The organism is Jannaschia sp. R86511 (genome assembly GCF_042466345.1).
Taxonomy (GTDB): Bacteria; Actinomycetota; Actinomycetes; order Actinomycetales; family JBBAYJ01; genus Aquipuribacter.
In genome coordinates this window covers 962,830-976,717 of the sequence record NZ_JAXHCD010000001.1, presented here as the reverse complement: position 1 = coordinate 976,717, position 13,888 = coordinate 962,830, and the positions used below count along the sequence as shown (strand labels likewise).

The 13,888-nt window shown below is 74.4% G+C and carries 12 protein-coding genes; 6 read left to right on the top strand and 6 right to left on the bottom strand.

All coding sequences use genetic code 11. From position 1 onward, the window contains the following. Positions 1–87: 87 nt before the first annotated feature. From SJY06_RS04845 to SJY06_RS04835, 3 genes are all read left to right on the top strand, one after another. The gene (locus SJY06_RS04845; RefSeq protein ID WP_380165184.1) at positions 88–2,736 is read left to right on the top strand and encodes a choice-of-anchor I family protein; all 2,649 of its coding nucleotides are present in this window, start codon (positions 88–90) and stop codon (positions 2,734–2,736) included. Positions 2,737–2,841: 105 nt separating this feature from the next. Beyond that, entirely contained in the window at positions 2,842–4,443 is a 1,602-nt protein-coding gene (locus SJY06_RS04840) for an SLC13 family permease (RefSeq protein WP_380165182.1), read from the top strand. A gap of 73 nt (positions 4,444–4,516) precedes the next feature. Further along, positions 4,517–5,017, top strand: coding sequence for a DinB family protein (locus SJY06_RS04835; RefSeq protein ID WP_380165180.1), 501 nt, complete (start codon positions 4,517–4,519; stop codon positions 5,015–5,017). On the opposite strand, the gene SJY06_RS04830 is transcribed toward SJY06_RS04835, so the two are convergent. The 4 genes from SJY06_RS04830 to SJY06_RS04815 all read right to left on the bottom strand — a co-directional run bounded on the left by SJY06_RS04830 (position 4,990) and on the right by SJY06_RS04815 (position 8,526). Beyond that, positions 4,990–5,199, bottom strand: a complete 210-nt coding sequence (locus SJY06_RS04830) for a hypothetical protein (protein ID WP_380165178.1) — start codon at positions 5,197–5,199, stop codon at positions 4,990–4,992. The two genes, SJY06_RS04835 and SJY06_RS04830, sit on opposite strands and share 28 nt — an antisense overlap. Positions 5,200–5,268: 69 nt before the next feature. Next, positions 5,269–5,958 (bottom strand): NADPH-dependent F420 reductase, encoded by a 690-nt coding sequence (locus SJY06_RS04825; RefSeq protein WP_380165176.1) that lies wholly within the window; start codon positions 5,956–5,958, stop codon positions 5,269–5,271. A 37-nt stretch (positions 5,959–5,995) separates the two neighbouring features. After that, the gene (locus SJY06_RS04820) at positions 5,996–6,706 is read right to left on the bottom strand and encodes a hypothetical protein (protein ID WP_380165174.1); all 711 of its coding nucleotides are present in this window, start codon (positions 6,704–6,706) and stop codon (positions 5,996–5,998) included. Next, on the bottom strand, positions 6,703–8,526 hold the full coding sequence (locus SJY06_RS04815; RefSeq protein ID WP_380165172.1) for a tetratricopeptide repeat protein: 1,824 nt from the start codon (positions 8,524–8,526) through the stop codon (positions 6,703–6,705). The genes SJY06_RS04820 and SJY06_RS04815 overlap by 4 nt, the downstream gene beginning before the upstream one ends. A 230-nt stretch (positions 8,527–8,756) precedes the next feature. Between SJY06_RS04815 and SJY06_RS04810 the strand changes: the two genes are divergently transcribed. Then, complete coding sequence (locus SJY06_RS04810; RefSeq protein WP_380165170.1) at positions 8,757–10,430, top strand: hypothetical protein; 1,674 nt, start codon at positions 8,757–8,759, stop codon at positions 10,428–10,430. Here SJY06_RS04810 and SJY06_RS04805 read toward each other — a convergent pair. Next, the gene (locus SJY06_RS04805; protein WP_380165168.1) at positions 10,417–10,995 is read right to left on the bottom strand and encodes a DUF664 domain-containing protein; all 579 of its coding nucleotides are present in this window, start codon (positions 10,993–10,995) and stop codon (positions 10,417–10,419) included. The genes SJY06_RS04810 and SJY06_RS04805 overlap by 14 nt on opposite strands. A gap of 114 nt (positions 10,996–11,109) precedes the next feature. Here SJY06_RS04805 and SJY06_RS04800 point away from each other — a divergent pair, with 114 nt between their 5' ends. Together SJY06_RS04800 and SJY06_RS04795 are read left to right on the top strand one after the other, a co-directional pair. Beyond that, a complete protein-coding gene (locus tag SJY06_RS04800) occupies positions 11,110–11,595 on the top strand; it encodes a nitroreductase family deazaflavin-dependent oxidoreductase (RefSeq protein WP_380165166.1) in 486 nt (161 codons plus the stop codon). Between the two features lies 1 nt (position 11,596). Continuing rightward, positions 11,597–13,330, top strand: a complete 1,734-nt coding sequence (locus tag SJY06_RS04795; RefSeq protein WP_380165164.1) for an aminotransferase class V-fold PLP-dependent enzyme — start codon at positions 11,597–11,599, stop codon at positions 13,328–13,330. A 35-nt stretch (positions 13,331–13,365) separates the two neighbouring features. Here SJY06_RS04795 and SJY06_RS04790 read toward each other — a convergent pair whose 3' ends face one another. Next, positions 13,366–13,869 (bottom strand): DinB family protein, encoded by a 504-nt coding sequence (locus SJY06_RS04790; RefSeq protein ID WP_380165162.1) that lies wholly within the window; start codon positions 13,867–13,869, stop codon positions 13,366–13,368. Positions 13,870–13,888 lie beyond the last annotated feature (19 nt).

Genomic DNA, 13,888 nt, shown 5'->3' with positions numbered 1-13,888 from the left:
CCCCCGGCGTTCACCGCGCGTAGGCCGTCCGGCCACCCGCGCTGCCTAGGTTCCGGGCCATCCCCTGCCTATCCGAGGAGCCCTGCTGTGCCCCCGACCCCCCCCTCCCGGAGCCGCCTCGGCTCCGACTTCCCGGTCCAGGGCGTCGTCGCCCTGACCACCATGTGCCTGGCCTCGCTCGCGATCGTCGCCGTCCAGCCGCCCGCGGGCGCCGCGGCCACCACCACCCCGCTGCTTAACGAGGTCAGCGTCAACCCGCCCGGGCCGGACTCCGGCTGGGAGTTCCTCGAGGTGCTGGCCGAGCCCGGCTCGTCGCTGGCCGGGTACTCGGTCGTGTTCCTGTCGGGTGACCAGAACGACGAGCCCGGCACGGTCGTCGCCGCGGTGGACCTGTCGCCGGTCACCTCGGTCGGCCCGACCGGCATCGTCGTCGCGGCCGGCCCCGCCATCCGCCCCACGCTGCCCGCCGGCGCCGACGTGCTGGACCTCACCGGCGCCGACCCGCTCGACGTCGTCGACCCCAACAAGGGCACGTTCGCCCTGGTCCGCGGCGTGCTCCCGGTGGTCGGCACCGACCACGACCTGGACGACGACGGCGCGCTCGACAACGGCCTGGCCGAGTCCGACCTGGTCGACGCGTTCGGCTGGATCGACGGCGACGCCGGCGACCGGCTGTACGGGCCCGGCGTGCAGACGCTCACGCAGAGCGCCGGCTCCCCCGACGTGGCCGTGCGCATCGAGGGGGACACGACCCCGTTCGGCAACCAGGGCTCCTGGTACAACGGCGACCTGGACGGCATCGGGTTCACGCCCGAGCAGTCGAGCATCGTGTTCTCCGCCTCGGCGTCCGAGAACACCCCGCCCGGCGCCCTGATCACCCCCGGCGCACCCAACGGCGCCACCAACCTGCCGCCCCGCTTCGACGGCACGGTGCTGCGCACCACCGACGTCGACACCCCGGTCGCCCTCGAGGTCTCGCTGAGCGACGACGGCGTGCTCCTTGACCCGACGGTCACCGTCGCGGTGTCCGGCGGGACCCTCGACGTGGCCGCGGCCGCCGACCTGACCGTGACCGGTGACGGCACCGCGGCCCTGACGCTCAGCGGCCCGCTGGACGCGGTCAGCGCCGCCCTGGGCACCGCCTCGATGGTCCCCACCCCCGGGGTCGAGGGCACGGTCGTCGTCGACCTGGTCGCGACCGACGGCATCCTCGAGCGACGGGCGTCGTACTCCGTCGACGTCCGCGACGGCGGCCTGCCGTCGCTGCAGCTCGACCCGCTCGGCGGCGTCGCGATCCCCGACGGCGCCGAGATCTCGGCCTTCGACGCCGACTCCCGCCGCGCGGTCGTCGTCGCGGGCACGTCGGCGAGCGCGACGTTCGTCGACCTGGCCGACCCGCTGGCCCCGACCGTCGTCGGCACGCTCGACCTGTCGGCCTACGGCGGGTCGCTCAGCAGCGTCGACATCCACGGCGGCGTCGCGGCGATCAGCGTCATCGCCGAGCCCAAGACCGAGCCCGGCACCCTGGTGCTGGCCGACCTGGACGGCCGCGTGCAGCGCACCCTGACCCTGGGCGCCAACCCCGACATGGTGACGTTCACCCCGACCGGCCGGCAGCTGCTGGTCGCCAACGAGGGCGAGCCGGACTGCGTCGAGGACCCCAGCACTCCTGAGCCGACCTACGTGGACCCGGAGGGGTCCATCAGCCTGGTCGACATGACCGGCCCGGTGCGCCGGCTGAGCCAGGCCGACGTCACCACCGCGGGCTTCGACGCCTTCGACGCCGACGCGCTGCGCGCCGACGGCGTGCGCGTCTTCGGCCCCGGCGCCACGGTCGCGCAGGACCTGGAGCCGGAGTACATCGCGGTCGGCCGCACCGGTCGGACCGCGTGGGTCACCCTGCAGGAGAACAACGCCATGGCCCTGGTCGACCTGCGTCGCGGCGAGGTCACCGACGTCGTGCCGCTGGGCTACGCCGACCACTCGCAGGAGGGCCACGGCCTGGACGCCAACGACCGGGACGGGGCGATCGACATCCGGACCCACCCGGGCCTGCGGGGCATGTACATGCCCGACAGCATCGCGTCGTTCACCTCGCGCGGCCGCGACTTCACGGTGATGGCCAACGAGGGCGACGCCCGCGACTGGGGCGACTGCCTGGCCGAGGAGTCCCGCGGCGACGACCTGGTGGGCGACGGCCCGCTGGAGCGGCTCACCCTGACCACCGAGTTCCCGTACACCGGTGACCCGGCCGAGGGCGTCTACTCCTTCGGGTCGCGCTCGTTCAGCGTGCGCGACGCCGCCGGCGCGCTGGTCTGGGACTCCGGCGACACCATCGAGCAGCTGTCCGCCCGGCTGGTGCCGAGCTTCTTCAACATCGACAACGAGGACACCCCGGTCGCCGACAACCGCAGCGACAACAAGGGCCCCGAGCCCGAGGGCCTGACCACGGTCACGGCCGACGGCCGGACCCTCGCGCTGGTCGGCCTGGAGCGGCAGGGCGGGATCATGGTGTTCGACGTGACGCAGCCCAGCGCGCCGACGTTCGTGGAGTACGAGTACTCCACGTTCGACGCCAACAACGCCGAGGGCGACCGGGCGCCGGAGGGCTTCGAGTCGGTCAGCGCGACGGACAGCCCCACCGGCCGGCCGCTCGTCCTGGTCACCCACGAGGTCAGCAACACGCTGCGCGTGTACGAGGTGAGCACCGAGCAGGCGCGCCCGACGCGTCGCTGATCCCTCCCGGCGTGGTCGCCCCCCGCCCGTTTCGTCACTATCGTCCCCGGCAGCGCCCCCGCCGGGACCGGTGACCGGGGCGACCACGCTCGAGGAGGAGCAGCCATGGCGGCCACCGTCGAACGACCGACCGGTGACAGCGAGCCCGGACCCACGGTCGAGGGCGCCCCGCCGCCCGAGGCCGCCGCGGTCGGGGCGCTGCCGGTCGAGTCCCCCACGGGGACCGAGAAGGTGCGCACCACCCGGCAGTGGGTCGGCATCCCGCTCGGCCCCGTGCTGGCGGTGCTGGTCTACCTGCTGCTGCCCGGCGACGGCTCGCTGCCCGAGGCCGGCCGGGTCACCGCCGCCATCGTCACCCTGGTCGCGGTCTGGTGGATGACCGAGGCGCTGCCGCTTCCCGCCACCGCGCTGGTGCCGATCGTCGCGTTCCCGCTGGCCGGGGTGCTCGAGATCGGCGAGGCGACGGCGGCCTACGGCGACGCCAACATCTTCCTGTTCCTGGGCGGGTTCGCCATCGCCCTGGCCATGCAGCGCTGGAACCTGCACCGCCGGATCGCGCTGGTCACGATGCGCGCGTTCGGCACCCGGCCGACCCGGCTGGTGCTCGGCATCATGGTCGCCACCGCGTTCCTGTCGATGTGGGTGTCCAACACCGCGACGGCGCTCATGATGCTGCCCATCGCGATCAGCGTCCTGGGCCTGGTGACCGGCTCCGGCGACGACGACCGCGACGTCCGCCGGTTCGGCACCTGCCTGATGCTCGCCGTGGCGTACTCCGCCTCCATCGGTGGCCTGGGCACCCTGATCGGCAGCCCGCCCAACGTGATCATGGCCGGCGTCATGGAGCAGAGCTACGACGTCGAGGTCAGCTTCGCGGGGTGGATGTCGGTCGGCGTCCCGCTCGCGGCCGTCTTCGTCGTCGTCGCCTGGCTGGTGCTGACCCGGGTGATGTTCCGCACCGGCATGACCGAGATCGCGGGCGGCCGCGGCGTCATCAAGGACGAGCTGTCCAAGCTCGGCCGGATGTCGCGCGGCGAGGTCACCGTCGCCGTCATCTTCGTCGTCACCGCGCTGCTGTGGGTGTTCCGCCAGCCCATGGCCGATGCCGCGTGGCTGGTCGCCGCGTTCCCGTTCGTGGCCCAGCTGTCCGACGCCGGCATCGCCATGGCCGCCGTGGTGGCGCTGTTCCTGGTCCCGGTCAGCCGCCGTCGCGGGGTCGCCGCGCTGGACTGGCCGACGGTGCAGCGCGGCGTGCCGTGGGGCGTGCTGCTGCTGTTCGGCGGCGGCCTGGCCATCGCCGCCGCCATCCAGGCCAGCGGCCTGGACGAGTGGATCGGCACGCAGTTCGAGGGCCTGGCTGTGCTGCCCACCGTCCTGCTGGTCGCCGCCGTGACGCTCGGCGTCCTGCTGCTGACCGAGATCACCTCCAACACCGCCACCGCCGCCACGTTCCTGCCCGTGCTGGCCGGGGTGGCCACCGGCATCGGCGTCGACCCGCTGCTCCTGCTGCTGCCGGCCGCGATGGCCGCCACCTGCGCGTTCATGCTGCCCGTCGGCACCCCGCCCAACGCCATCGTCTTCGGCACCGGGCGCGTGACCATCGGCGAGATGCTGCGTGCGGGGGTCGTGCTCAACGTGCTGGGCGTGCTGCTGATCACCGCGGCGGTGTACCTGCTCGGCCCCTGGGTGCTCGGCATCGCCCTCTGAGCCCCGGGCCCGCTCCCACGCCGACCTCGGCGGGGCGGCATGGGAGCGCGTGGATCCGGGTACCCCTGCCCCCATGCACAGCACCGACCTGCTCACCGACGGCTTCCACCGGGTGCACGACGGCGTGACCGCGCTGCTGGACGGCACCGAGCCCGGCGACCTCGACCGACGACCGGGCGGTGACGCCAACCCGGTCGGCTGGCTGCTGTGGCACCTGCTGCGGGTGCAGGACGACCACGTCTCCGAGGTCGCCGGCCAGCAGCAGGTCTGGCCGGAGGGCTGGTCCCGGCGCGCGGGCCTGCCGCTGGACGAGGCCGACACCGGCTACGGCCACGACCGGGCGCAGGTGGACGCCGTGCGGGTGGACGCCGACCTGCTCCGCGGGTACGCCGAGGCCGTCCACGCCCGCACCGTCCGCGCGCTGGAGGAGCTGTCGGACGCCGACCTGGACCGGGTGGTGGACGACTCCTACGACCCACCGGTCACCGTCGGGGTCCGGCTCGTGAGCGTGCTGGAGGACGACCTGCAGCACCTGGGGCAGGCGGCCTACGCGCTGGGCCAGCTGCGGGCCTGAGCACCGGCGCGGTGCTCGTGCCGGTGCCCCCGCCGGTGGCCGCCCCGGCGGTGCACCAGGACGAACACCGCCGCCGACAGCAGCACGACCAGCACCACCAGCCCGGCCCACGACGGCAGCGCCGCCCCCGACGCGCCGGCCGCGGCGCGGAACCCGTCGGTCATCGGCAGCAAAGACTCCATCGGACCTCCCCGTCCTCCCCCGTCATGCTGGCACCGTCAGCCGAGTCTCGCCAGGACGCCACGGCTCGGTCACATGTCGCGGTACCGGCGCGACCTGGCGACCGTCTCGGCCAGCTCGGGCGCCGTCACCGGACGCGAGCCCGTGGACCAGTCCTGCGGGTCGACCACGTAGACCGCGGCGTAGCCGGCGGTGTCGCGCTGGGTGCGCCAGCCCTCCGCCAGCGGCCCGAGGTCGAGCGTGTCGTAGCCGATCTCGTCCAGCAGCCGGGCCACGGTCGCCTTGGCGTCGGCGTCGTCCCCGGCGACCGCCAGGGCGCTGCGGTCCGGGGCGCCGGACGGGCGGGCCAGGGCCGCCAGGTGCTCGAAGTAGATGTTGTTGAACACCTTGACCACGTGAGAGGTGGGCAGGTGCGCCTGCAGCAGCTCCGACGTGGTCGTCGACTCGTCGTCCAGCGCCGCGACCTGCCCGTCGCGCTCCGGGTAGTAGTTCATGGTGTCGAGCACGACCTTGCCGGCCAGCGGCTCGACCGGGACCTGGTCGCGGGCCCCGAGCGGGATGGTCACGACCACGACGTCGCCGGCCTGCGCCGCCTCCTCCGCCGTGCCCGCCCGCGCCGCGTCGCCGAGCTCGGCCACCAGTCCGGTGAGCGTCTCCGGACCGCGGCTGTTGCTCATCACCACGTCGTGCCCCGCCGCTACGGCCAGCCGCGCGACCGTGCTGCCGATGTTGCCGCTGCCGATGAAGCCCCATGTCGTCATACCGTCCTCAACGACGCAGGAGCGTAGGGATTCCGGGTCAGGACCCCGTGGGCAGCGTGAAGTGGACCACCGGCCCCAGCGACGCGGGCGCGACCAGCGGAAGCTTGGTCGGGTCGTCGGTGGCGAACGACCCCGGCACGTAGCTGTTGGCCGGCCACCGGTCCATGTCCAGCAGCCCCATGTGCTGGTAGCTGGCGGCGACGAGCTGGGAGCAGAAGTACGTGCCGGTGTACAGCGTCCCGCCGGCCAGGCCGGCGGCGTAGTTGGCCGGGAACGCCGTGGTCAGCGGGGTGGGGAACGGCAGGCCGTCCACCCGGTCGACGTAGATGCGCAGCGCGGTCGCCTGGGCCTCGCTCACCCCGGGGCTGAGCCGTCGCAGCCACGCCGTGCCCAGCTCGGGGGCGGAGTAGAACGCGAGCACCTGGTCCAGCGGCGCGATCCGGCAGCCGTCGTGGCCCGCGGACTGCGGGTAGGCGCGGTTGGTCGGGTCGGCGGCCCACGGGTCGGGGAAGGTGGGGTTGCCGGGGCCGGGCGGACCCGGCGCGTCCCACAGGTACAGGTCCTGCCCGTCGCGGACCACCATGCCGACGTGGGAGTACGGGCCGAGGCCCTGCACCTCGTCGAGGGTCTGGATCATGAAGTCCAGCGTGCTGTCGCCGGCGAACATCAGGACGTCACCGGTCTGCAGGGTGTCGCGGACGTCGGCGTACGGCACGGGCGGGATCACGGGGTCTAGCAGGCTGCTCACACGGGCTCCTTCGTGGCGGGCGGGGACGGGGGTACGGCGAGGCCCGCCGCCCCCGTGAAGCCGGCGAGCGCGAGCCCGCGCAGCAGCTGCTCGACCACCTCGGGCCGGCCGCTGGCCGACACCAGGCGCAGGGTGTCCGCGCTCAGTCGCGGCGCCAGCCGGCCCAGCGCGTCCGCGGCGGCCCGGGCCCGGTCGAGGTCGCCCAGCAGCGCCGCCGTGGCGGCAACCGTGGTCAGCGCCGGCGCCGAGTCGGGGCTGACCACCAGCGCCCGCTCGCAGACCTCCCGCGCCGCGGCCCAGTCCCCGGCCTGGAAGTGCACCAGGCCGAGTGCGGCCAGCAGCGAGGCCAGCTGCGGGTCCTTGGGGCTGATCCGGATGGCGTGCTCGACCTCGGCGGCGCCGGCCTCGTGGTCCCCGCCCATGGCCAGGAACTGCCCCAGCAGGGAGCGCGCGACCGGCAGGCTGGGGTTGAGCTCCACGGCCCGGCGGAACGAGGCCACGGCGTCGTCGCGTCGCCCCTGGACCGAGGCCACCAGGCCGCGGTACAGGTGCCCGCCCGCCTCCTGCGGGTCGCACGCCACGGCCAGGTCGGCGTGCCGGGCGAGCGAGGCCACCGTGACCATGACGTCGTCGGTCCAGTGGTGGGTCAGCGCGAGGTAGTGGGCGTGGGCCAGCAGCCCGTGCGCGAACGCCGACGTGGGGTCCCGGTCGACGGCGCGCTGCAGCAGCTCGCGAGCCCGGGCGTTGTCGACGGCGTCGGGGCGGTGCAGGTGCCACAGCCCCTGCAGGGCGTAGTCCCAGGCGTCCAGGTCCGCGGGCGGGCGGCGCAGCGACCGCACGGACTCCGCGCGCAGCAGCTCGGGGCGCAGCGCCACCGCAATGGCCTGCGCCACCTCGGTCTGCGTGTCGAACGCGTCGTCGACGGTGGTGTCCCAGCGGTCGGCCCACACCTGGACGCCGTCCTCGACGTCGACCAGGCGCGCGGCGATGCGCACCCGGCCCGCCGCGCGCCGGACGCTGCCCACCACGACATAGCGGGCCCCCAGGGCGGTGCCGGTTTGCTGGGTGTCGTAGCCGCTGCCGCGCAGCGCGAACGACGAGCTGCGCGAGATCACCGGGAAGTGGCGCCCGACCGCGAGCGAGGTCAGCAGCTCCTCGACCAGGCCGTCGGCGAACCAGGCCCGGTCGGGCTCCTCGCCCAGGTCGTCGAAGGGCAGCACGGCCAGCGTCGGCCGCGCCTGGTCGACGGCGACCTCGGTGCGCACCTGCCCGGGCACGTCGACGAACCAGGCCCGGACCGGGGTCTCGATGTTCTTGACCCGCTGCTCGCCGATGTCCTCCAGCGGCGGGTGGTGCTGCAGCGCGTCGAGCACGGCCTGGGACAGGCAGATGCCGCCGGGCCGGGCCAGCCGCTCCAACCGGGCGGCGACGTTGACGCCGTGGCCGTACACGCGCTCGTCCTGCTCGACGACCGACCCACGGTCCACCCCGATCCGGAAGTGCATCTGCTGCTGCGGTGGTCGCGAGGCGTTGGCCAGACGGACGTCGGCCTGGAAGTCGAGCGCCGCGTCCAGCGCCGCCTGCGAGGTGGGGAACGCGAACAGCAGGTTGTCCCCGGGCGAGTCCACCAGGCGGCCGCCGTGCGCGCGGGCCACGGCCTCGCCGACCGCCCGGAAGCCCGTGATGGCCTGGATGGTGGACATGTCGTCGTCGGCCAGCAGCCGCGACCAGCCCGCCACGTCGGCGCTCACCAGGACCGCCTCGCGACGCACCACGTCCAGCACCTCCATGCTGTCGTCGCCCTCCCCGCCCTGGCCCACTGACCTGCACGAATGGTGACACGGTGACTCTGTTCCGTCACGAGTCACGGAGTGTCGCGACGCCAGGGTCGCCGGGGTCGGACGACGAACCCGTACGTACCGCGCAGATCGGACGCAGACCAGGGTCGGACTGCGCCCGTCCGACGCCCGGGCGGCCGTATCGCTCGGTCCGGGCGGGCCTCCTGCAACCGACCGCGTACCCCGACGCGGCGCCTCAGGAGGAGAACGTCATGGACGAGCCACGCCTGACCCCGTTCGCCGAGCGCGAGCTGCGCGAGTTCGTCGAGCGCCGCGACACCCTGCACGTGCTGCAGCCCGAGCTGCTGCACCGGCTCTGGTGGCGACCGTGCCCGGTGCGGGTGCTGCTGGTCACCGACGGCGGGCTCGACTTCGGCTCGGGCGCCTTCGGGCTGCGCACGTTCGTCACGACCCTGCTGAGCGGCACCTACCCCGCACGGTTCGTCATCACGCTCGCGCACCGTCGCTCCCGCAGCGGCGACGCGATGATGGACGGCGACAACCGGATCGACCGCCGCATCACGGGCTTCCGGTTCGACGACGGCGGCCACTTCGGCGTCGACGACTACGACCAGCTGTGGCTGTTCGGCATCGAGACCTCACCCGGCATCGACGACGCCGAGGTCCGCGCGGTCGCGGAGTTCATGGCCGCCGGCAAGGGCGTGTTCGCCACCGGCGACCACGCCGCCCTCGGCCAGGCGATGGGCGGGCGGATCCCCCGGGTGCGGTCGATGCGGCTGTGGGCCTCCACGCCCGGCGTGGACGAGGTGTCGATGGCCGGGCACCGGCGCAAGGACACCAACCGGCGCGGCCACGACGCCGCGTCGACCTTCGACGACCAGTCCGACGACGTGCCGCAGACCATCCAGCCCCGCTGGTACCGGACCCGGGTCGGGCTGCTCGAGGCCGTCTACCCCCACCCGCTGCTGTGCGGGCCGGACGGGGCGATCACCGTCATGCCGGACCACCCGCACGAGGGCGAGTGCCGCGAGCCGGCCGACACGACGCAGACCGTCACCGTGGCCGGCGCGTCGTTCGTCGAGTACCCGCCCGGCACCGGCGGGCCGCAGCCGCTGCCGCAGGTCGTCGCCACCTCCACGGTGCTGGCCGGCACCACCTCCGGCGGCAAGGACGCCACGCAGGGGCACACCTTCGGCGGGATCGCCGCCTACGACGGGCACCTGGCCGGCGTCGGCCGGGTGGTCACCGACGCCACCTGGCACCACTTCGTCAACATCAACCTGGTGGGCGAGGCCGGCGCCGTCCCGCCGAAGAACCAGGGCTTCCTGGCCACGGCGGCCGGTCAGGCGCACCTGGCCCGGATCCGGACCTACTACCGCAACATCGCCACCTGGATCAGCCCGCCGGACTCGATCCGCTGCATGAACCGCCGGCTGCTGTGGGACCTGGTGTGGCAGGACCGCGTGCTGGAGGCCGTGGCCACCGCCGACCGGGTCGAGCTGGCCAAGGCCCACCCCGTGCTGCTGCGCCACATCGGCAAGCAGGCCCGCGACGTGCTGGGCCGACGCACGAGCACGTGCCAGTCCGTCCGGCTGGTCCTGGACCTGGTCTGGGCCGAGGCGCTGCCCAAGCTGTTCCCCGAGATCGACCCGTGGCTGGTCCGGGAGCCGGTGCGGCGGCCCGAGCCGGAGCGGGTGCCCTGGTTCGACCCGTCGCCCGTCCTGGACCTGGCCCTGGGGGCGGCCCTCACCGCGGTCCACGAGGCGTTCGCCGACGAGGAGCGGCTCGACGAGGACTCCCTGGACAAGCGGCTGGACGAGGTCCTGGCCCGCGGTGTCGCACTGGGTCTGGAGCGCGCCCGCGACAGCGCCCGGGAGTCGCTGGAGGAGCTCGACGCCCTGGTGCAGCGGGTCACGGAACGGTGAGCGCGTCCCCCCACGGCGGGCGCCAGTCCTCCGGCGGGTCCTCGCCCACCCGGCCGTCGACCGACTCGCGCAGCAGGTCGGCGTGCCCGGTGTGGCGGGCGTACTCCTCCAGCAGGTCGAACAGCAGCCGCCGCAGGCTGACCACCAGGTCGGGCGCGCCCAGGTGGACGCGGCCGCCGAGGCCGTCGGTCGCCACGGCGGCGGCGAAGCGGGACCGCGAGCGCGACACCGCCTCGTCGTACCAGGCGTACAACCGCTCCGGCGGGTCGGCGGCCGCCGTGGCGAAGGAGGTGTCGTGGCCGGCCTCGACGTCGAACGGCTCCCCCGGCCGCTCGCCGGCCAGGCGCCAGGTGGAGATCTCCTCCTCCACGGCGGCCAGGTGCTTGAGCAGCCCGCCGAGGGTCAGCGCGGACGGGCCGAGCCGGGCGGCGAGCGCCGCGGCGTCCAGGCCGTCGGCCTTCCAGCGGAACGTCGCACGCTGCCGGTCCAGGGCCCCCAGCAGGTGGGCGGCCTCGTCACCGGCCAGGGGCGGCTCCCACGGCGGGGGCGCGTCGTCGTCGGCCATGGCGGCGACGGTAGACCTGCGCACCGACAGCCCCGTCCGGGTCTCGACGCCCGCCCGGGTCTGCGGGACGATCAGGTCCGACGGACGTCGCGCGTCGCACCGGGGAGGTCGGCCATGAGCGTGACCAGGACCCTCGCGCTGGCGGCGGGCGGTCTGCTCGCGCTGGTGCTGCTGTGGCTGGTCGGGATGCGCGACAAGGGCTCCGCCGTGGTCCGTGCGCAGCGCCGGCTCAACCGGGACCACCTGAACCCGCGGCAGCGCGGCTCGGCCGGCGTCGCCGGGTCGACGACGTCGCTGGTGCGTCACACCGGTCGGCGGTCCGGGCGGACCTACGAGACCCCGGTCGACGCCCTCCGCACACCCGACGGGTTCGTGGTGGCGATGGTCTACGGCCGGGGCACCGACTGGGTGCGCAACGTCCTGGCCGGGGGCCCGGCCGGGGTGCGGCACGACGGCACCGAGCACGTGGTGACCGCCGCCGAGGTGGTCGACGTGGCCGACGTCGCCGACGCGTTCACGCCCGCGCAGCGTCGGGTCGGGCGGGTGTTCGGCGTCCGCGAGGCGCTGGTCCTGCGTACCCGGTCCGGCCAGGAGACCTGACGTGGCCACGGCACCGGCGGACGAGCCGGCCCTGCTGAGGCGCATCCGGGAGTCGGTGATCGGCGACGACCAGGTGATGCACGGGCCCTACGGACCGCGGCGGGTGACCTACGCCGACTACACCGCCAGCGGCCGGGCCCTGTCGTTCCTCGAGGACTTCGTCCGCGACGAGGTGCTGCCGCGCTACGCCAACACCCACACCGAGTCCAGCGGCACGGGGCTGCAGACCACCCGGCTGCGCGAGGACGCCCGGCGCCTGGTCCGCGAGGGCCTGGGCGGTGACGACGACGTCGCGGTCATCTTCTGCGGCTCCGGCGCCACGGCCGCGATCGACAAGATGGTCGGGCTGCTGTCGCTGCGGGTGCCGTCGGGCCTGGAGGACCGGTACCGGCTGTCGCAGCACGTCCCCGCGGCCGAGCGGCCCGTGGTGCTGATCGGGCCGTTCGAGCACCACAGCAACGAGCTGGCCTGGCGCGAGAGCATCGCCGACGTCGTCACCATCCCCGAGGACGCCGACGGCCACGTCGACCTGGCCGCGCTGGAGCGGGCCCTGCTCGCTCACGCCGACCGGCCGCTGCTGATCGGCTCGTTCTCGGCCGCGTCCAACGTCACCGGCATCGTCACCGGCACCCGCGCCGTCACCGACCTGCTGCACGCGCACGGGGCGCTGTCGTTCTGGGACTTCGCGGCCGCGGCGCCCTACGTCGACGTGCGGATGTCCGAGGTGGGGATGGACGCGGTGTTCTGCTCGCCGCACAAGTTCGTCGGCGGGCCCGGCACGCCGGGTGTGCTCGCGGTGCGCCGCGACCTGCTGCGCAACCGGGTGCCCGTGGTGCCGGGCGGCGGCACCGTCCGCTTCGTCAGCTCGACCGAGCACCACTACCTGCGCGACCCCGAGCACCGCGAGGAGGGCGGCACGCCGGCCATCGTCGGGTCCATCCGCGCCGGCCTGGTGTTCCAGCTCAAGCAGGCCGTCGGCGTCGACGTCATCCGCGCCCGCGAGCAGGTGCTGCTGCGTCGCGCCGTGGCGCACTGGCAGGCCGTGCCCGAGATCGAGATCCTCGGCAACCTCGACACCGAGAGGCTGTCCATCGTGTCGTTCGTCGTCCGCCGCCCGGACGCCGCCGGCAACCCGGGTCGGCACCTGCACCACAACTTCGTCGTCGCCCTGCTCAACGACCTGTTCGGCATCCAGTCCCGCGGCGGCTGCTCGTGCGCCGGGCCGTACGGGCACCGGCTGCTGGGCATCGACGCCGAGCGCTCGCACGCCCTGGAACGCGAGACGGCGCTCGGCTGCGACGGCATCCGCCCCGGCTGGGTCCGGGTCAACCTCAACTACTTCGTGTCCGACGCGGTCGTGGACCACGTGCTGGCGGCGGTCGCGTTCGTCGCCCGCCACGGCTGGCACCTGCTGGCCGACTACACCTTCGACCCCATGACGGGCCTGTGGCGGCACCGGGACGGGCCGGTCGAGCCGCCGCTGCGCCTGGACCAGGTCAGCTACGACCCGGTGACCGGGCAGATGCGCTACCCGCACCACGACGAGCCGGTCCCCGAGAGCGCCCTGGCCGGGTACCTGGTCGAGGCCGAGCGGCTGGTGGCCCGCCGCCGGGCGGCCGCGTCGGTGCCCGCTCAGCCGGGCTCCGGCACGGGCCGGGTCTCGGCCGAGTTCGAGCGGCTGCGCTGGTTCGAGCTGCCGGCCGAGTGCCTGGTCACGTCGCCGCCGCACGGCTGAGCCCACCACCGGACCGGCAGCACCGTCGGGCCGCCTCAGCCCATCGTCTTCTGACCGTCCAGCGACTCGCGGATGATGTCGGCGTGCCCGGCGTGCTGGGCGGTCTCGCCCACCACGTGCAGCAGCACCCGACGGGCGCTGCGCCGCGCGCCCGGGGTGAACCAGGGCGCCTCGGGCAGCGCGTGGGACAGGTCCAGGTCCACGGTCAGCACCAGCTCGTCGGTGCGGGCGGCCACCTGCTCGTAGCGGGCCAGGACACCCTCGAGGGTCTCGCCGGGCAGCAGGCGGAAGCTGTTCTCGTGCTCGACCCACTCGTCGGGGCCGACCTCCATGGCGCTCGTGCCCTGCTCGACGAAGTCCACCCACTGCGACTCGGTGACGGCCACGTGCTTGACCAGCCCGGCCAGGCACAGCTCGCTCGCGGTGGTGCGGCGGGTGGCCTGCTCGTCTGTCAGGCCCTGGACCGTGGTGCGCAGGAACGCACGGTGGGTCCGCAGGGCCTGGAGGATGTCCGCGCGCTCGCTGTCCGTGCCGGCCATGGTCGGTCCTCTCGTCGCC

Bases quoted from the DNA above. Each gene is read 5' to 3' on its own strand.
- SJY06_RS04840 (WP_380165182.1), top strand. From the start codon at position 2,842: ATGGCGGCCACCGTCGAACGACCGACCGGTGACAGCGAGCCCGGACCC.
- SJY06_RS04835 (WP_380165180.1), top strand. From the start codon at position 4,517: ATGCACAGCACCGACCTGCTCACCGACGGCTTCCACCGGGTGCACGAC.
- SJY06_RS04830 (WP_380165178.1), bottom strand. From the start codon at position 5,199: ATGGAGTCTTTGCTGCCGATGACCGACGGGTTCCGCGCCGCGGCCGGC.
- SJY06_RS04825 (WP_380165176.1), bottom strand. From the start codon at position 5,958: ATGACGACATGGGGCTTCATCGGCAGCGGCAACATCGGCAGCACGGTC.
- SJY06_RS04810 (WP_380165170.1), top strand. From the start codon at position 8,757: ATGGACGAGCCACGCCTGACCCCGTTCGCCGAGCGCGAGCTGCGCGAG.
- SJY06_RS04805 (WP_380165168.1), bottom strand. From the start codon at position 10,995: ATGGCCGACGACGACGCGCCCCCGCCGTGGGAGCCGCCCCTGGCCGGT.
- SJY06_RS04800 (WP_380165166.1), top strand. From the start codon at position 11,110: ATGAGCGTGACCAGGACCCTCGCGCTGGCGGCGGGCGGTCTGCTCGCG.
- SJY06_RS04790 (WP_380165162.1), bottom strand. From the start codon at position 13,869: ATGGCCGGCACGGACAGCGAGCGCGCGGACATCCTCCAGGCCCTGCGG.